The sequence below is a fragment of the Collinsella sp. TF07-1 genome, assembly GCF_003437235.1.
GTDB lineage: Bacteria > Actinomycetota > Coriobacteriia > Coriobacteriales > Coriobacteriaceae > Collinsella.
In genome coordinates, this window is sequence record NZ_QSRV01000006.1 from 73,936 (window position 1) to 90,832 (window position 16,897).

The following is a 16,897-nucleotide window of genomic DNA, read 5'->3' on the forward strand; positions in this document are numbered from 1 at the left end:
TCTACTGTTCCTCGATACCCTCAAAGCGCATCGAAACCGAATAGTTAGCTCCCTTTAGCATATTAGTGCAATTTGGGTCCGTTCCCTCGAGCCATATGCGAACGGTTACCGGCTTGTCCGTTTCTTTTATCAGGTCGAACATGTCGCCGGCCGCGGTCGCTTCGCCCGAGTCGAGCCCAAAGACGGTGGCCGCACCAGACGAGCCCCCGCCTCCGTTGGGGTTGTAGACCCAGGTGTGGCCATCGGCGGTAAAGCTCATGCGCATGGCGCTGGCCATGCCCTGCGTGTCGGAGCTAAACCGCGTGCCGGACACGCCGCCGTCGCCGTCCTGCCCGGTCAGGCGAACGCGCAGGTCCGTGCTGCTCATAAAGTGCAGCGTGAACTCCAGGTAGGCGCCAGTGGCGGGATCGGCTTTAGAGCCGTCTTCGAAGGTGAAGGTCTGGTAGTCGCTCGTGGTGACGGGCTTGAGCCTGGAGGCATCGATGTCCACGCCCTTTTCGCTGGCGATGCGCGCCGAGATCTGGTCGAAGCCCAGGCTGTGGACATACTCTTCGAAGGTGGCATGCTCGTCCAGGTCAAAGCGCAGCGAACCGTCGGCGTTGGCGTCGATCATGAGCATGCGGGTTTTGGCGCTATCGGCGATGGAAAACCAGGCAAAGGTTGCCATGGCTATTGCCACCAGGGCAAACAGCACAAGCACCACGGTGGTGGTGAGCTTGCGGCGCAGGTCGGTGTCGGCGGGCGCGGCGGCTTGTGTCTGGGCGCCGTTGGCGATGGGCCGACGGTCGTCGGGCATGATGCGTGCCATTACGCCTCACCATCCAGGGTCGCAAAGAGCGCCAGGTGCAAGGTGCCCGGATCTTGATAGAGATAGTCGGCGCTATCGGGATCGGTGCCCTCGATGTAGTAATAGATATCCAAACGATAGGTCTGGCCAAGCCCAAGCGTGGCAAGCGTGTTTTGCGGACGCGCGGCCGTCTCGCTCGTGTCCAGCGTAAAGGCGGCTGGGTCCTGCGTTACGTTGGTACCGCAAGCAAGCTGGCCGTTTTGCCAACCCAGGAGCATGCCCTCGGTGTAGCCCGCCAGGCCCACAGGCGCGGTCGCGGGATGCTCGCCGCGATGACCGCTGTCGGAACTGTCGAGCTCAAAGATGTTGGTGGCAAGCACCTGGTTGCCACTCGAGATCTTGATGCCCACGCGGGCCGCGCGTAGCAGCTCGGCGTCGGCGCCCTGCGGGGCCAGCGATTCGGACAGATACAAGTTGACCTTGCCCTTTACTTTGCTGGCGCCCGTTCCGGTAATGGTGGGGCGCAGATCGATCCAGCCGTGGTAGAACGCGGAGCCGTTGTCTTTTGCCTGCTCAAACACCGTGGCATCGCCGGCGGAGTTGTTTTGCGCGCAGGCAGCAAAGCCGTTGAGGTCGAAGGTCGAGACCGGGTAGAGCGTCGCGGCCCCGCTCGCGGTGGAGGCCAGAGATGCATCGCCTTGCTGCGACCAGCCGCCGGCGTCGGCATCGCCCAGCTCCAGCACCAACTTGGACGTGTCGCTGTGCACGCTCACCGAGTTGGTGTTGACCTTCATGTTGTTGGTAAACCAGGCGTAGGTCGCGGCGCCCAAGGTGGCGGCGAGCGCCACCATAACGAGCGCGATGTAGGCACGCGCGCGGCGGGCGTGGCGGCGGGCGGCGACGCCCTCGAGGACCTGGTGCTCGGCGGCTGCGCCGGAGGGAGTCGCGGAGCCCGTGCTCTGGGTTTTGGCCTCGCAACTATCTGCTGGCATGTGCTTCTGATCTTCCATATCGCTCGCCCCCTTATGCATTGGCCGCGGCAAAGGCAAGCTGCAGCACCACATCGCGGGCCTGGGCCTCGTCGATGCAATTGGCGTCGCAGCCTTCCATGTACACAACGTAGCGAACGCTTGCTACCTCGTTGGCGGCCAGCGTGCAGATGGGCGTGGCGCCCGCGCGCGCCGTGGGCGTGTCGCCGGTGCCGTCCATGCTGTAAGCGCTTATGGCGCGCGCAGGGTCGGCGGTGTAGGTCCAGCCCGAGGCGCCCGCTGCCACGACCACGCCGTCTTGCGCGGTGGTGCGCTTGCTGGTGGCACCCGCGGTGCTGCCCAGGTCGTCGCAGGTAAAGATATGCGTTTGCGTACCCGACTGGGTCGTAATTACCAGACCCAGGCGCAGCGCGGCCAGCAGCTGCGGATCACTCGTCACGCTCATCTGGCCCTGATACAGATACACGTTGAGCGCGCTATCGCTGCCCTTGAGGTACAGCGTGCCAGTGAGGGCATAGTCGTCCAGCTGTGCGGTACAGTCGGCGTAGTCGGTCGTGATGCCCGCGGCGTTTTGGAACGTGCCGCGCCAAAAGCGGGAAAGATCTGCCGTCGAGATGGGATAGAGCGTCTTATCGGCGGCGGCAAGCGTGGCCGTTGTGTCCCAGGGCCCGTTGGCCGAAAGACCGATCTGTAGGTCGGAGTCCTCGTCGCTTACCGTGTGCGCCACGGGCGTCACGTTGGTATAGCGCGAGTTGCTAAACCAGGCGTAGGTGGCGGCGCTCAGGGCAGCTACCAGCACCAGCATCCATGCGGCCGCGGCAACCATGCGACGGCGCGAGCTTAGGATGTCTTTGATGTTCGATGTACTCATCCCTGGCCCCCTTACGAACGCTTGCCGGCAAAGCGCAGCGCCAGCGATTGCAGGCTGGTGGCTGCCAGGTTGTTGGTGCAGTCGGGATCGCAGCCTTCCAGCCACACGTACACATCCACGCGCACGGGCGTACTACGGTCGGCGCCCTTGGCAGCGGCGGGCAAGCTGCAGATCTTGGTCGTGGCCTCCTTGAGACTCACGATACCGGTGTCTTCGTTGTAGTCGCAGAAGTTTGCGCTGGTCAGCTGGTCAAAATGGACCGTGGCACCATCGGAGCGGGTGCTGTCGAGCACCAGGTGGTTCTGCTCGCTGGCGCCAGCGTCCTTGCCGTCGAGCGTGTTGTAGCGCGCCTGGGGGTTGTGCTCGCCCGAGACCTCAAAGACGTACTGACCCGTAACGGTGTCGCCCTGCCCTGGGGCATAGGCTACCAGCCCCACGCGCAGTGCAGTGGAGATGGGGTTTGCCGGGTCCTGCTCGGTAAAGTCGATGCCCGACAGGTACACGTCGGTCGCGGCCGAGTTGGTGGCCAGGTACAGGGAAGTCTTATAGTAGTCGGAATGCTCTGCCGCGCCGAACATGCTGGCAAAAAGCGAGTCCTGGGTGGTTCCGCCGGTAAAGCCCGTTACCTTTTGGAAGCCGTTGAGCACGTTGTCGGTCGAGACGGGGTCGAGCAGGCCCGCAAAGCTCAGACCGGCGTTAGTTTTGTATTCGCCGTCGTATTCGTTGGAGATGAGGAAGGTCACACCCGTGCCCGCGGCCATCTTGACGTCGGTGATATGGCGGTTGGCGTTGTAGATGTACCAGGCGTACGTTACAGCTCCGGCAGCAGCAAGGGCCACCAGCAACGTGGCGAGCATGCGATTGAACTGTTTTCGCAGCGAGCGCGCGTCCGACATGCCCCTCCCCCATTTGCCACGTTGTAAACTGCCCAGGCACCATTTGCCCATAATGGGCTTATTTTACGCGAACGTGCAGTTCATCGGGGGTACAAACGCGACTTTCCGCGTGCTGTTCGCGCTGCATCGGGGCGGACAGGGTCGCAAATCGCCACTTTTATAAAAATAGTTCTTGCCACTGAGCGGGAGCTCCGTTATATTATTCCCTGCGCACTCGCGCACCCTTGATCGGGCGTTTAGCTCAGGGGGAGAGCGCTTCCCTGACACGGAAGAGGTCAGAAGTTCAAATCTTCTAACGCCCACCAAATGTTCGCAGCTCAGAGGCTTCGCCTCTGAGCTGTTTTGTTTTACGCCGCCAAGCCAAAAGGGCGCCGCGGCACCCAAAGCCGCCTCAACAACGCCAGCAACCACACCAATCGAGCCCAAAGTGGTCTCGACAACACCGAAGGCCACCCCAGCCAAGCCCAAAGTCGCCCAAACAACCCCAGCGAGCGCCCCGATCAGGCCCGAATGGGCCTCGCAGCCATATCCGGGCGACCCCCGCAAATCGAAGGTGAATGGTTTCCCGCGAAGTGAACGAGCCAAAATGAACCCCCGGAGCATCGACACTTTTGGCGGCTCATTTCCTGCGGTTTTGTCGTTAGAATCCTGCGGTTTTGGCGCCAAAAAGTGTGGATGCTTCGGGGGTCCAAAAACACTCGTTCACTTCACGGGAAACCATTCACCTTCAATACGGCAGCGCCCCTCCGCCGCCAAAGGTCCACTTACCAATGCTGATGTGCCTCAATAACGGTCTGCCAGAGCTTAAACCGCTTTGTCTCGGCGCGCGTCTGTGCCAAATATCGCGCTTCCTCAGTCATAGGCTTGTAAAATATGGGCCGCTTGCGACGATGCAGCTTCCGTCGGATGCGCTCGCACAGGCGAACGAGCTTTTCGTAGTCGCTTGCCTGGTCAGTTGTCACCGTAAAGTACGCGACCCCATTAAGCATCTGCAGCTCGTTGCGGCGCTCGGCATCCATGCGGATCTTCTCGCGTCCGTCATGGATGGCGTCGCTGTCGTAATCGACCAGCGCGGTAAGCACCTCGGGCAGCAAGCCAGCCCTTACTTTATCCAGGCCCACCTCTGCTTTCGCCGTAAGCGTTATATCGGGCGTGCGCTCCAACACGCGCAGTTTGCGGTTGCGCCCATCGTTGTAACCGTCGCGAATGAAGTACTTCTTGTTCAGCTCGGCCTTGCCCAGCGCAAGCCCGCCGTAATATGCAGGCAGCGACATAAACATGCAAAGCCCCGACTCCCTTGGAGACCGTGAGCCCTCTTCCACGTACGGAAGCAACGCCTTCGCCTTGGCGGCGCCTCTCACCTTTGACGCCCGGTCAAGGTACGCCGCAATGAGCTCCTTAGTCGTGAGCTTCCCATCGCGCATGCCCGCATCCCTGCTTGTCACCCCACCGGGAGCAAGGTTATCCAGCCGGTAGTCCGATGTCATGGCATAGCCGGCATAGATGGCCGCCGCCGCATCGCCATCGTGCGCGGCCTGCAAAAACGCCAGCTCGGGAGAGCACACGTATGCATCCAGGTCGCCCATCCAGTGGCCCAGCGAGATAAACGAACCCGCCGGGAGCTCGTTGGTGCACAGATGCGTCTTAACATGCTTGCTCCGCCGACGGTCGGCGCGCGACGACACCAGCAAATCCAGCGTTTCGATCCCCAGGTCATAGCGATCGATGAACTCCTGCGCTTCTTGATCCGAGAGCGTGCAGGCGCCCGCGATCGACACGAGCTCTGGCTCCGAATCCCCAAAGCGCGGGTTCGGGATGTGCGCCAAGAGCGCCAGTGCAGCGTTATGTGAAACGATGAAGTAACTCATGGCGCGAAGATAGCATGTGCGTCGGCGGCGGCTCGCGACCCTGGCGAGTTTTCGGCAAACGACCGGCGGCTTTTTGCCGCGGCGCGTTCAAAGTGTTCATTCGTCGACGTCTAAATGCAAATCCGTCAAGCTTTTGGCAAGGTTGCCGCTCAACTGACCAAAAGCTGACCATTTGCTTGCCCATTTGCTTGACGGCACGCCCTCGCCAAAATGCTCCACGACTTCTTGGACGGTCGAAATGCTCGTTTAGCGACCACACACCCGGCGCTGGGGTATCCTTGGAGCACACGCACCGCAAGCCGCACAAAGGAGCCGCCATGCGCACCGAGCTCGATGTTCCCTTTTCGCACAAAGACGAGGCCAAGGCCCTGGGCGCCAAGTGGGACCGGGTCAAGAAGATCTGGTACGTGCCCGATGGCGTCAACCCCGAGCCCTTTGCCGCGTGGCTGCCCGGCGTGGATCGTTCCGACCCCAGCGCGCCCTACATCTATCTGGTGCTTGGCAAGCGCGAATGTTGGAAGTGCCACGAGCAGACGACGGTCACGGCCTTTGGCATTCCGTATTGGGCGGCCGATGGCTCGGGCAGCAAGGCTGCGCCCAGCGCCGCGCCCACCATGGACGACACGGGGCACATCGCGATCGACACCGCCCGCGCCAACGCCGTGGCCATCGTCCCCGCGCTAGGCTGCGTGCCGGCCGAGATCCGCGACTACCTGCGCGAGCGCTGCGGTTACAAGCCTGTAACGTCGCGCACCACCAAGACCGCATCGCTCGCCAGCACCTGCACCGGCTGCGGCGTGCTGCAAGGCAGCCATTACCTGTTCGAGGAGCCCACGTCGCCGTTTGCACTCACGGCCATCAACAAGCTGCCCGCGCTGGAGTTCGTGCGCGTGGAAGTCGCCGGCGTCTACGGCATCCCCGACAGTCAGGACAACTTTGACCAGGCGCTCTTCACCTGGGCACGCGACCACCACACCCAGTTCCACAAACCCCTGTGCGAAGGGATCTACCTATAGGGCAAAGCTCGAAAACCGAGTCCAGTTATCCTCGGAAATCGAGTGTGGAATTCCTCGAAAATCGAGTATGCGCAGGTAGCTGAGTTGTTGGTATAACGCAGAAAATGTCGAATCACCGGGTTTGCCCGGCTAGATATTCAGTCTTCGAGGCTATGGCTCCGGCTCGTCATAGGTAATGGCACATCCGCAGGTTGGGCATTGCTGAGGATAAATTGGGAGGCGCAGGCCTGTTCGGGCCCGTAGGTCAGCAGCGTGTTTGTCGCGGGTGTCGATGAAGCTGATATCTAGGCATGTGAGGTTTGCGCTGCAGCAAGGGCACGGCAGACAGATTTGGCTGCAGGTGGCCTCGACGAGCGGGAACAGGCTCCGGTCCATCAACGCTCGCGGCAGGTTTCCGTACACGCCTCGCGCGATATCGCTTCGCCATCCCATGGTCTCCCCTTTCCCGTTTTAACTGTTGAGGAGAGGATGGCAGGATCGAGCGGATTCGGGTGGCGGTCCGCTGCGATCCGATCAATCGACATGATTGGGTTGCGATGGGCTGCACCTAACTAATACGGAGCAACGGCTTCCGCATGACGACGCGATTCCGAGAAATCGAACTCGGCGCGGTGAGCTTCGAGGAATCGGGCATTGGGGCGCAGGCGATGCTCATCCGGCTCGCGCAACACCGAACCTGCAAACGCCGCATAATCCGTATTCTGCAGAAGATACGACCCGCAAAGTTGATAATCGCCGCGCACCATTTCGAACGAAATTAGATGAGCATCGAACAGCGAGTGCAGGTCGCGACGCAGCAGGATACCGTTGCTAACAACCTGCGATTTGGGACCCGAGTTATTCTCGATATGTGCAGCTTCGAGCGCCTCGTCGACATTGCAACCCGAGACGGCGCATCGACCAGTGTAGGCCTCAAAGAGTTCAGTGCGAAAACGCTGCTGGCCGATTCGCTCGCGACGCAGCGCGTAGCGGACCTTTTCGTCGTCGCTCGCCGGAGCACCGGAAAACTCCGCCGCGACCGGAGCGCCCTTCATGTAGCTCATATCAGGGAAGAAACGGGCGTCGGGTCCACCCTTATGGACGGGGCCGTGCAGCACAAACCAGCTGTTCTCGGGTTCGTAACGCTCGACGAATGCGAGGCCCAGCACCTTGTAGCCGGCGCTCGTTGCAAAGAACACGCCAACGGGAACGCCGCATTCCATGCAGTTGATCATCTTTTGGTTGTAGTCCTGGTCACGCCAGTTTTCGACCGAGGCACTCTGCGACGAGTACTTAAACACCCAAGTGCCATCCTCGAGATAGAGCGGAGGAACATCGGAATAAGGACCGTTGGCAGAGTTATGCACCGAGAGGGCGAAGGTCTTCTCACCCGGGTGCTTGATGCGCCCACGACCCGGCCAATAGATGCCCGAATCGCGCGACACCGGAAATAGCTCGGAATCAATCGTCAGACGAAAAGGATATTGAGGGTTGTCGGCATTGGTGCGATGCGGGAGCTTGTCCCACAGGCCGCCACGCTGCTCCTCGCGCAAGAACCACTCCCAAGCCTGGACATATTCGGACGGTACAAAGCTGCAAGCGCGGTCGAAACTCGGCCGAGCAATCAGCGGAACACTAGAAGCGATGCCGTCCATAAGGAACCTCCAGGAAGAACAGTTCCTCACATTATCGCCGATGCAGTGAGAGCACCATACGAAAAAGGGCCACTTCCTTGGAAGTGGCCCTTCAGGCAGGCTTAATTGATGAATTGGATCTGACGCAATATTACTTACCGTCAGGAACGATACCGACCAAACTGACCGTTACGTCAAAGGTCGGAGCAGCGGTGTTCTTGTCCTGCTCGGACCAGTTTTGGCAGTCGGAGTCGGTGCCTTCCATCCAGATGACAATCTTCATGTTCGTGCCGTTGTAGCCAACGTTCTTCGCGATGGCTCGCGGATTTGCTCCAGCAGGTTTGGAATAAGAGCCGCCCGATCCGGTAGCGGCCCAATCGCCGCCGCTCTGGTCAGTTAGGGTCGTGCCGGCAATATGCGCGTACGACGGCGCTTGGGTCGTCGTTCCTTCGGATGCAACGCAGCTCCAACCAATCGTTGATAAGACATCGTTGCCACGCTCAGTAGCCGAAGGTTCGACGGGGGCATAAACGACCTTAAGCTCGTCATTAATAACAATGCCGACGCGTAGGCTACCCTTAATCTTGTTGAACCATTCATCCGTTTCGTTGCCGGAAGGCCTGATGGTGACAGGATTCGTGCCATCCAGATAAACGTCCGCGATACCAGTGTTCGTCACGGTGTAGAGGGTGTAGTCAGCGGCGACGTAGGCATAATAGGAATCGGTACCGCTCGTCAGCGTGTACTTGCCGCTGGCGTCCGTATTGGCCTTCTGGTAGCCAGAGACATCGGTGCCTTTCCAGGACTTGGGAACGAACCAAGATTGAGCGTCGTTGGTCGATGAAGGGCTTATTTCGTGGCCGGCCGAGCTGGCAGTGGTCTGCTTGTCCGAACCGTCATGGGTAACGTTATTACCCTTAGCAATCTGAAGAACCATCCCGTTCGCCTGAGCGGAAATAGTGCTCGTATTGGCGTGAACTCTATTGTTCGCAGCAAACCATGCATAAGTAGTTGCAGAAAGCGCGACCGCCGAGACGACGACGGTCAACGCCGCCCCAACAAGCTGAACCTTAAGCCTTTTTACTGAATCGTGCATACCCGTCGCCTCCCTTCGCTAAGGAAAAGGGCAGGGTCCCGGGCCGGGAACCTGCCCCTCGCAAGTCATAAATCGTAGCTGCGATTACTTGTTATCCGGCGTGGCAGTGAAGTTGATCTTCACACTCTGTGACGCATCGAGCTTATTCTCCTGAAGGTTCTTCGTATGAATATTGGTATCGGAGCCCTCGTAGAACACGTAAACATTAACGAGCGTATCTTCACCAGCGGTCACAGAGCCGAGAGCCGGCTTGGATTTATTACCCGCAGAAGAAAGCTTAATTTCGTAGCCATTATCCCCAAGACCATAAACGACCCAAGCAGAGGCGTCCGCATTAGTGACAAGCACACGGAAGGAAGTCTTCAAAAGCTGACCATCAGCTGCATCCGTCGAGCCCTCGACGCTCTCTACCTTAAGATCGCTAAGGTTCTGCCCCTTAGAGCTGATGTTGAATTGCTCCTTCTTGGCATATCCCTTTTCGTCTGCCTGGTCAGGAGTTCCAACAGTGGTCAAATTGCTGGCAAGGGTGGCGTTATCGAGATCCTTGCCGTAACCAGTCGCAAACGTACCCTCGGTGGAACCAGACTGCTCGCCAAATGTAGCAGGATAAAGCTTGATCGGACCAGTGATTGTAGTTACCACGCTAGTCTTATCACTAGCTTTTGCACCAGCAGTGCCATTCTCGATGGTCATATACGCAGCATTAGATTGAGCGGCGATATTCGTAGTGGTGGCGTCAACCTTGTTGTTCGTCACGAACCATGCGAAGGTGGCGGAGCCGAGGGCTACGGCTGCCACGAGGACCATGGCGATGGCGGCGCCCATCTGCTTCTTTAATGCCTTGGTATCCATACGGACCCCTTTCTTTCCCCATTCATCCCGGATGACCCTCGAGAAGCCCGGAAGGGGAGCCCGCGCTTTCGTGTTGGATGTTGCTTGCCCATCCTTTAGACATGGAATTGAGAATACCATAATTCTTACGATTTCCTTATGAGTTTTCGGCAACCTACACTCCGGCAGATTCATAGGTCTACCTCGGGTTATATGTGGTGCTATGTGAACATCGTTTTCCTTATTTGACCTCTCTCCCGCAAAGCCGTAAGTCCCTCTTAAGCCTTGCGACCGCAGCGCCACGTCAATGCATACATACGTCCTCTGCCGAGCTTAACCCTAGCCTTTCTCCACTCGCTATACTGGTGTGGCACGTGTTATTTTTGCCTGCTAGACGGGCTATTTGTTGGGAGGGCCCCATGGCTTTAGCCAATCAACCCAAGGGAAGCGTTTCCACCGGATCCATCAAACCAGTGACACGCAAAGCCGTTCGTTGTCAGCGCGAAGTCGCTTGGCTGGTCACGCAAGCGGCCGGTAAGCTCGTCGCCACCACCGACGACGTCAACGCGCCCACGCCCAGCTTTGTACTGGCGGCAGCATTGTCGTACACCCGCAAGCAGGAGCAGGCCGCACGGGACCGTGGCGCCGCGATTGACTACGAGGCCGTCATGGGCCCCGACCTCGCGAACTTTTGTGCGGCTGCGGGGCTGCCTGCAGCGCCCAACGCGCTTTCGGACACGGGCTATATGTTCACGCTCTCGGGCGCGGATCTGATCCGCGACCTCTACGCCTACTGCGGCGACCTTGACGAACGTATGGGAGACGCGGCCCAGGTCAAACCGGGCTACGCGATCAAGTTCGCGCTGCGGCTGTTCTTGCTGGACGACGCTGCTGGCAACGGCGCTACCTCCGCAGACAACGCCTCCGCATAGCAAAAGCGCCGGGCCGGGAAATCAATCCCAACCCGGCGCCCACTAAACCTCTGGAAATGCCTCAAGATAAGAGCAGCCGCTTGGCTTAAATTCAAACTTGTCTTCTCTATACAGTTCGTTTCTTTCAAGACACTCTTTCTTTATTTCGATAAGATTCTCGCGCCTTCCCAGATACATCTTTGGTCTGCTCTGGCCCAGAATTAGCCTCCTGTTGTCCTTCAGGAAACCCCGAAGCCCCTGATTAACCAGCTCATATAGCGGAACGAGCAAACGGTTGGGCCCTTCAGTAATGTCAGAGTCTTCGATGACAGATTTGTCCATGCCCTTCTTTAGCCAAAATGAAACATCATTGAGGTCTAGAAGGCGCTTGCATGTATCAGAATCGAGGGTTCCATATTTATTGCAAAGCAAAAATGATCCAATTTCAGCAACCGACAATGCCATCTGAGCCTTCCAAACACCAAACAAAAAGTCATTATCTTCATTTAGTGCGATGAGTTTCTCCTGTTGAGTCGCCCTCGGGCTGACAACACCAGTTTCCTCAAGCCTTGCCAGAGCCTCGTTTTTCAGCTTCGTCGTCCCAACAGGCTTGACGCGGTATTCAAGATAGCGCCCGACCGCCATTGCCAATAGCAATTGATATTGAGTGGGCTGTCCATCTTCAAGTAAATCGGCTTTATAGCTAAAGTTGGGCTTTTTCATTTGCTCCCAGAGGGCAGGAGAAGGCCTCTTCGCAAACACGGAGGAATACTCCGGGTCTCGAAAGTACTTAACTCCGCCAGCATTGGCTTTAGGAGCGTTTCCGATCCATGCCCACCAGATTTTTGCCAGGTCTTCGTTATCGATATGCCTGTAACGATTCTTGCCCCTTCTCGTCGATCCCTTAATCTCGAAGTAACTTTTCTTTGGCTCACGCTTGTTCGACTGAAGGAAGGAATCGAGCTCTCCGTCCTTCCTGATATAGAAGTAACGCATCTCTTTTTTAAGTGGGTCTTTATAGAAAGAAGACTGCAGCTTTCGCTGCTCGGCAGAATTGGACTTTAGATTACGATCATTCATTGGGTTCTGGTGATTCGATGCGACGATGATGTCGTCGAGCAGCTCATCTTGATTTGCCGTACTGCTATTTAAGACCTTAGCAATGATCTTCACATCGGAACAGATGCTCTCTTTCACGCTATCGTTAGATGCCATGTAAAAGTCAAAAATAGTGCTCAGGGTCTGGCAGCCGTTCACTACTTGGGCATCAGCCACCTTAATCGAGGGCTTCCTGTCCCCTTGACTTGGCTTCACATAGTTGTTGCAGGTAATCACGATTCCATTGTTAAGATGGACGAAACGCTTTCTACCCTTTTCAGTCGACAGCTGCTTCTTGATTGCCGCATTCACGTTCGACCCCTTCAACGTTGATCGAACATTCATGTCAAACAAGTCATATCCGTATTTTGCAATAGCGTCAATTAACGGTTTGACATCCAAGACAGCACAGAACCAGCCGTTTTGCCATATGACGCAATCATTAATATCACGCGTAGTCAGCTTTAACTCGATATGGGTTCGGTTGGCAACCTCATCATTTCTGTGCCAACAATCATAAATATCATTCTCCTCGTAAAGACAGATATTTATTCCCTCATTGGCTTTTTGAGAACGTACCTCCTCAAAACGCTTTCTTGCAGAGTCGCTGAGTCTACCCTCAAGCGCAAGCACGGCAGTTAAGGTGCAATTAGCCTTTTTGAATTGATATCCCTGCTTCAGTTTCCTCACACCGGCGTTCGAACCAGCATCATTATCCGAAGTAATAAACTCAACAGCTTCTTGCAACTCATTAACAGGTGTTGCGTCAAACACTTTTCCCTCTGGATAATTATCCAAATTGCACGATTTGCATTGATAGAACGTGTAGCCATCATCGCGCGCAATGTAAAAATCAACACCGTGGTCATTGGCCCCATCGGTATAGATAAAGCTATTCTCATCGGAAAGAATATCTTCGCCTTCAAAAACGGCCGCAACGGTATAGGCGAAGGCGACATCATCCCCTACGCCATCATCCAAATAGTTTTCACGAATATCGTCCATCTTTGATGTGATATCCGCATTAAACTCTGATCTGTCGAACGTGATGCCCATACGCCACTCCATCCTAAATGTGCTTAAGCGAAATTAGATCACCACTCATTAGGGCGATCAAGATCTCAAACCACCAAGCGGCAGCCACATTTAGAAATACGGCAGCGAGGTCATGCGACTGACAACATACACCGCCGCCCAAACGCCAATTCGGTCCGTTGTCTCAATCTACCCGCAAAAGCGCCGGGCCGGGAAATCGATCCCGGCCCGGCGCTTGTTCGTTCTACTTATCCCCGTCCCCTACGGGCGAGTTCTTTTGGTTGCGGCGGTTACTCCAGGTCACGTTGTGCTCCTTGTAGTAATCGGGCGCCTCGTTGCCGCTCGCGCTAATGGGGTCGTTGCCGGTCAGGGTGTCGGCAATATCCTGCACGAACTTAATGAACAGGCTCGAGTCGTCGGTCTCGGACGAATCAAAGTCGAAGCCGAACTCCACCGCACCGCCAATGATCTTGTCCACGCACTCCGGATCGTCGCCGTCCAGCCAAATGACCACGGTGTACTTGTCCACATCGCCCACGCGGAAGTTCTTGTGGCTGATGGTCGTCACCACGTCTTTGGACGCAAACGGCTCGGTGTTGGGCTCGGGGCTGCCATCGGCCGCAGCCGCCGCATAGGTGGTGGGCTTGCCGTTGCGATACACCCGCACGCGCGCGGCCTTATCCACGCCCTTGCTGGCGCTGACCACCTTGAGCTTGGCGCTATAGCCCAGATCGGTCTTGCCGGCGTTGCGGATATAGAAGGTGTACGCCACGTAGTTTTTGCCGTTGTGGCTGCCGTCGATGTCGTCCAGGTTATCGGGCAGGTCCTCGGCAGCGATATTGGTGCCGTTGTCCACGGCGTCGGCCGCCAGGCGCGCGGTGGCGTTGTTAAAGTCGCCGTTGTCGGCAATGGCCACGCCGCGGCGGAACAGCTCCAGGCGGTTGAGGTTGATAGTGAAGTTGCCCATGTTTTCCTGCATAAACGACAGGGCGAACAGCACGCCAAAGGCAAGCGCCAGCACCACGAGGGCCTTTTGCAGCTTGTCCATGCGCAGCAGCGCCGCGCCGATGCGTTCCATGCGGCGCTTGGGCATATACATGGACACGACCGCGTCGGGATCGATGTCGTCAAGGTCCTGGTCGGCCAGTGCCTGCTCCAGTTCCTCGATGCGCACCACGCCGCGCAGGTCGCGCTTGGGCTTGGGCTTGAGCTTGCCGAAGCGCTTGCGGGAGGTGGGAACCTGCTCGGGCGCGGAATCCTCGCCGGGCGCATCCTCGGCATTGGCGCCGGGCGCATCCTGCGACGTGTCCTCGGCCCGATTCTCGGCCAAATCCTCGGCGGCTTGATCTTTGTTGTCGTTACGCTTGAACAGTGCCATGGCGATCAGATCTTATATTTGGTGCGGATGTAGCCGACGTATTCTTTGACGAACTCGCGCTCCATGTCGTCGGCGTAGCGGAACTGCAGGCCGCAGACGTTGCGATACAGGCTGCCCTTGGGCGCGCGGCGCACCCAGCACACGATGCCCAGCTGCTCGGGCAGCTCGTGGCGCTCGCCCTGCAGGCGGATCGTGGGCATTTGTACGGCCAGGGCCTCGCCCACGTCGGGGTAGTCGTTGAGGTAGACGGCCAGGCCGCCGGCCGAGACGTCGATGGTCATGGCGTCCTCGGGCTCAGGGGTCGGCGCGTTGTCGCGCTGGTAGGTCAGGCGCATGGCGACCTTAAAACGCTCGTCGCGGCGCTTGACGAAGCTGCGCTGCTCGGCGACTTTGCGCATTTTCCAATAGGTGCGGATGCCCTTTTTCTCGACTGCCTCGGGATAGCCGGCGAGCACGAACGTCTCCTCGCCTACTTTGTACTGCAGCAGCAGCTTTTGGTTTTCGTCCATGAGCAGCGGCTTGCCGGCAAGCATGGGCGCGCTCATAAGGAAGTACGCCTCGTCCAGGTCCTCTTTGTACGTGGCGAGCATGTTGAAGTCGGTTTTTTGGCCCATGGGCACGTCGAATGCCACCTGAAGCTTGGTCCCCGGCGCTATCTGTTGCTCTGCCATGTATTCTCCCCTAGTCGCGGGCGCCGATATCATCGTCGTGCGCGATGCGCATTGGGCTATTGTAACTGCTTTGCCGCAGGTTTCGATGTGCGCTGCGTGAAATGGCGCGGATGTGAGGCGCGGCAGCCGCTAGCGCATCTGCCCTGCACGCCCTGTTAGTCGATACTTGCGGTTACGGCTCGTCGTCGCGGCCGTAGGCTCTAGCTTGCCCTGCGCGATAAGCGCATTGACGCGCGTCCTAACCTGGGAGACGGTGAGTCCCGTGCATTCTGCCAGTTCACGTGTTCCCAGTTCGCCGTTGCGCTTGAGTGCCGCCACAATTAAGTCCCCGCCATGATCGATTTGCTCAACCTTCGCTCGGTAGAGGACAACCTTAAACCGGTCGAAACCCGGGCAAAACAATGGCTCGGCCAGACCGTGCGCACGCATGGCATCGAGCATCATTGGAATGCCCGATCCGTTGCCTTCGGCAGGAGAGCCCGCACCGTCGGGCAATGGAACAAGCGACATGAGCTTCACAAGCGTCGCATTGCGACATCGGGAGCTGCCGTCAAACAGGTTCTCGCGAGTCTTTCCTCCGTATAGGCCGCCGGGGTTCACCACCTCGATACGATCGTCAAAAACGTCGACGGCGATCGATTGCCCACAGAACCGATTCCCGTATTCCCTGTGGATAACCGCGTTGGCGATTGCCTCACGCAGGACCTCCTCGGGAATCTCCAGCGAGTCGATACGCGAAATGCCTTGGACGGTCACGGTGCGGCGCAGGTTTTTGGCGACAGCCGCGACAGCATCCGAGATCATCTCGCCCAACGTTCCCTCACAGATTGTGCGGTCCATGAACCTCAGCGACCCCGCCATGCCCTTCTGAGTTCCCGCATGGACAGCCACGTCAATGAAGAGCTTGGGATAGAACTGCTGAGGGTAGGTGCCCACAACTAGGAGTCCAGCCTTGGTAACATTGCCCCGGAAGTCGAGGAAATTCAGACGCTCCATCTTTGTCTTCTTGTCCGCCGCACCGCGCATCGCTCGAGGCGTCAACGAATAGGCACGCTCTATCGTGCGGTCGACCAGCGACTCGTCGAGATCGCCCGCACTCGTGCCGGGCACCGCATCGCGATCGCTAGGACTCGTCCGTTCATATGACGACAGTGCCAAAACCTCGGTCGACGAAAGCGGAACATCTTTGTCATCGATGCGTTTGTAGCTGCCACCTTGAGCGCCCCGCTCTATGACATAGCAAGGCTTGCTCGACGGGTCGAGCTCCTCAATCGTGATGACCAGAACCACGGTGCCCTGGAGCTCCACGCGCTCAATGGTGTATTTGGGCGGATTGGCCAGCTTTCCGCGACCGCCGGCATCACCCATGCCCGCCACGAATTGGTTGAGCACTTTCTCGGTCTCAAAGTTTGCAACTGGGACAAAACCCGCGCGCTCGCTCACTCCGAGTACGATGATGCCGCCGGCGGTGTTTGCGAAAGCGCTGACCGTTTCCCATACGTCGCGGGAAAGCGTCGTGGCGCTCTCCTTGACCTCAACGTTAAGATCGTCCGAGCCCATGCGCCTTAAAGACTCGAGCAGACCGGTCAGTTCGTTTTCGTTCATCTGCACGTCCTTTCGCTCGGTTCTGCGAAGAATGCCGCGAATAGATTTCCTTCGTCTCTCAGTTATCTCTCGTAATTATCTCTCATCTTTCTGTTATCTCTCATATTAGAGAGGAGTGAGAGATGAAAGATAAGATGTCTGTCATCTGTTTCATTTAAACATGTTTTCGCTGGTAAAACAATCTATATTGAGACAATACCATGGTTGTCTGTCTCTTTGCAGCATTGTTATC

General features: G+C 57.7%; 14 protein-coding genes and 1 tRNA gene. 3 read left to right on the forward strand and 12 right to left on the reverse strand.

Going from position 1 to position 16,897, the window contains the following annotated elements:
- Position 1: 1 nt before the first annotated feature.
- Genes DXC67_RS03750 through DXC67_RS03765 form a run of 4 tightly spaced genes read right to left on the reverse strand, consistent with a single transcriptional unit; the run spans position 2 to position 3,543 of the window.
- Positions 2-808 carry a hypothetical protein gene (locus DXC67_RS03750; protein ID WP_117637407.1) on the reverse strand — a complete coding sequence of 269 codons (807 nt, stop codon included), beginning with the start codon at positions 806-808 and terminating at the stop codon, positions 2-4.
- A complete protein-coding gene (locus DXC67_RS03755) occupies positions 808-1,797 on the reverse strand; it encodes a hypothetical protein (protein ID WP_117637408.1) in 990 nt (329 codons plus the stop codon). The genes DXC67_RS03750 and DXC67_RS03755 overlap by 1 nt, the downstream gene beginning before the upstream one ends.
- 13 nt (positions 1,798-1,810) lie before the next feature.
- Positions 1,811-2,647: a hypothetical protein gene (locus DXC67_RS03760; RefSeq protein WP_117637409.1), complete on the reverse strand. Its 837-nt coding sequence runs from the start codon at positions 2,645-2,647 to the stop codon at positions 1,811-1,813.
- Between the two features lie 11 nt (positions 2,648-2,658).
- The gene (locus DXC67_RS03765) at positions 2,659-3,543 is read right to left on the reverse strand and encodes a hypothetical protein (RefSeq protein ID WP_117637410.1); all 885 of its coding nucleotides are present in this window, start codon (positions 3,541-3,543) and stop codon (positions 2,659-2,661) included.
- A gap of 230 nt (positions 3,544-3,773) precedes the next feature.
- On the opposite strand from DXC67_RS03765, the gene DXC67_RS03770 reads away from it, so the two are divergent.
- Positions 3,774-3,848 (forward strand) — tRNA-Val (locus DXC67_RS03770).
- A gap of 459 nt (positions 3,849-4,307) precedes the next feature.
- On the opposite strand, the gene DXC67_RS03775 is transcribed toward DXC67_RS03770, so the two are convergent.
- Complete coding sequence (locus DXC67_RS03775; RefSeq protein WP_147327743.1) at positions 4,308-5,321, reverse strand: hypothetical protein; 1,014 nt, start codon at positions 5,319-5,321, stop codon at positions 4,308-4,310.
- A gap of 407 nt (positions 5,322-5,728) precedes the next feature.
- On the opposite strand from DXC67_RS03775, the gene DXC67_RS03780 reads away from it, so the two are divergent.
- Positions 5,729-6,427 carry a DUF5710 domain-containing protein gene (locus tag DXC67_RS03780; RefSeq protein ID WP_117637412.1) on the forward strand — a complete coding sequence of 233 codons (699 nt, stop codon included), beginning with the start codon at positions 5,729-5,731 and terminating at the stop codon, positions 6,425-6,427.
- A gap of 551 nt (positions 6,428-6,978) precedes the next feature.
- Here the strand turns inward: DXC67_RS03780 and DXC67_RS03785 are convergent.
- The 3 genes from DXC67_RS03785 to DXC67_RS03795 all read right to left on the reverse strand — a co-directional run bounded on the left by DXC67_RS03785 (position 6,979) and on the right by DXC67_RS03795 (position 9,988).
- On the reverse strand, positions 6,979-8,061 hold the full coding sequence (locus tag DXC67_RS03785) for an HNH endonuclease (protein WP_117637413.1): 1,083 nt from the start codon (positions 8,059-8,061) through the stop codon (positions 6,979-6,981).
- Between the two features lie 130 nt (positions 8,062-8,191).
- Positions 8,192-9,136, reverse strand: a complete 945-nt coding sequence (locus DXC67_RS03790; protein WP_147327744.1) for a hypothetical protein — start codon at positions 9,134-9,136, stop codon at positions 8,192-8,194.
- A gap of 84 nt (positions 9,137-9,220) precedes the next feature.
- Entirely contained in the window at positions 9,221-9,988 is a 768-nt protein-coding gene (locus tag DXC67_RS03795; protein WP_117637415.1) for a hypothetical protein, read from the reverse strand.
- Positions 9,989-10,386: 398 nt separating this feature from the next.
- Here DXC67_RS03795 and DXC67_RS03800 point away from each other — a divergent pair, with 398 nt between their 5' ends.
- A complete protein-coding gene (locus DXC67_RS03800; RefSeq protein WP_147327745.1) occupies positions 10,387-10,899 on the forward strand; it encodes a hypothetical protein in 513 nt (170 codons plus the stop codon).
- A 42-nt stretch (positions 10,900-10,941) separates the two neighbouring features.
- On the opposite strand, the gene DXC67_RS03805 is transcribed toward DXC67_RS03800, so the two are convergent.
- From DXC67_RS03805 to DXC67_RS03820, 4 genes are all read right to left on the reverse strand, one after another.
- Positions 10,942-13,032, reverse strand: a complete 2,091-nt coding sequence (locus DXC67_RS03805) for an AIPR family protein (protein ID WP_158551277.1) — start codon at positions 13,030-13,032, stop codon at positions 10,942-10,944.
- A gap of 223 nt (positions 13,033-13,255) precedes the next feature.
- Positions 13,256-14,389: a hypothetical protein gene (locus DXC67_RS03810; protein WP_117637418.1), complete on the reverse strand. Its 1,134-nt coding sequence runs from the start codon at positions 14,387-14,389 to the stop codon at positions 13,256-13,258.
- Between the two features lie 5 nt (positions 14,390-14,394).
- Positions 14,395-15,060 carry a PilZ domain-containing protein gene (locus tag DXC67_RS03815; protein WP_158551278.1) on the reverse strand — a complete coding sequence of 222 codons (666 nt, stop codon included), beginning with the start codon at positions 15,058-15,060 and terminating at the stop codon, positions 14,395-14,397.
- 129 nt (positions 15,061-15,189) lie between these two features.
- The gene (locus tag DXC67_RS03820) at positions 15,190-16,665 is read right to left on the reverse strand and encodes an ATP-binding protein (protein WP_117637420.1); all 1,476 of its coding nucleotides are present in this window, start codon (positions 16,663-16,665) and stop codon (positions 15,190-15,192) included.
- Positions 16,666-16,897 lie beyond the last annotated feature (232 nt).

Coding starts and splice junctions, on each gene's coding strand:
- DXC67_RS03750 (WP_117637407.1), bottom strand. CDS start 808: ATGGCACGCATCATGCCCGACGACCGTCGGCCCATCGCCAACGGCGCC.
- DXC67_RS03755 (WP_117637408.1), bottom strand. CDS start 1,797: ATGGAAGATCAGAAGCACATGCCAGCAGATAGTTGCGAGGCCAAAACC.
- DXC67_RS03760 (WP_117637409.1), bottom strand. CDS start 2,647: ATGAGTACATCGAACATCAAAGACATCCTAAGCTCGCGCCGTCGCATG.
- DXC67_RS03765 (WP_117637410.1), bottom strand. CDS start 3,543: ATGTCGGACGCGCGCTCGCTGCGAAAACAGTTCAATCGCATGCTCGCC.
- DXC67_RS03780 (WP_117637412.1), top strand. CDS start 5,729: ATGCGCACCGAGCTCGATGTTCCCTTTTCGCACAAAGACGAGGCCAAG.
- DXC67_RS03785 (WP_117637413.1), bottom strand. CDS start 8,061: ATGGACGGCATCGCTTCTAGTGTTCCGCTGATTGCTCGGCCGAGTTTC.
- DXC67_RS03790 (WP_147327744.1), bottom strand. CDS start 9,136: ATGCACGATTCAGTAAAAAGGCTTAAGGTTCAGCTTGTTGGGGCGGCG.
- DXC67_RS03795 (WP_117637415.1), bottom strand. CDS start 9,988: ATGGATACCAAGGCATTAAAGAAGCAGATGGGCGCCGCCATCGCCATG.
- DXC67_RS03800 (WP_147327745.1), top strand. CDS start 10,387: ATGGCTTTAGCCAATCAACCCAAGGGAAGCGTTTCCACCGGATCCATC.
- DXC67_RS03805 (WP_158551277.1), bottom strand. CDS start 13,032: ATGGGCATCACGTTCGACAGATCAGAGTTTAATGCGGATATCACATCA.
- DXC67_RS03810 (WP_117637418.1), bottom strand. CDS start 14,389: ATGGCACTGTTCAAGCGTAACGACAACAAAGATCAAGCCGCCGAGGAT.
- DXC67_RS03815 (WP_158551278.1), bottom strand. CDS start 15,060: ATGGCAGAGCAACAGATAGCGCCGGGGACCAAGCTTCAGGTGGCATTC.
- DXC67_RS03820 (WP_117637420.1), bottom strand. CDS start 16,665: ATGAACGAAAACGAACTGACCGGTCTGCTCGAGTCTTTAAGGCGCATG.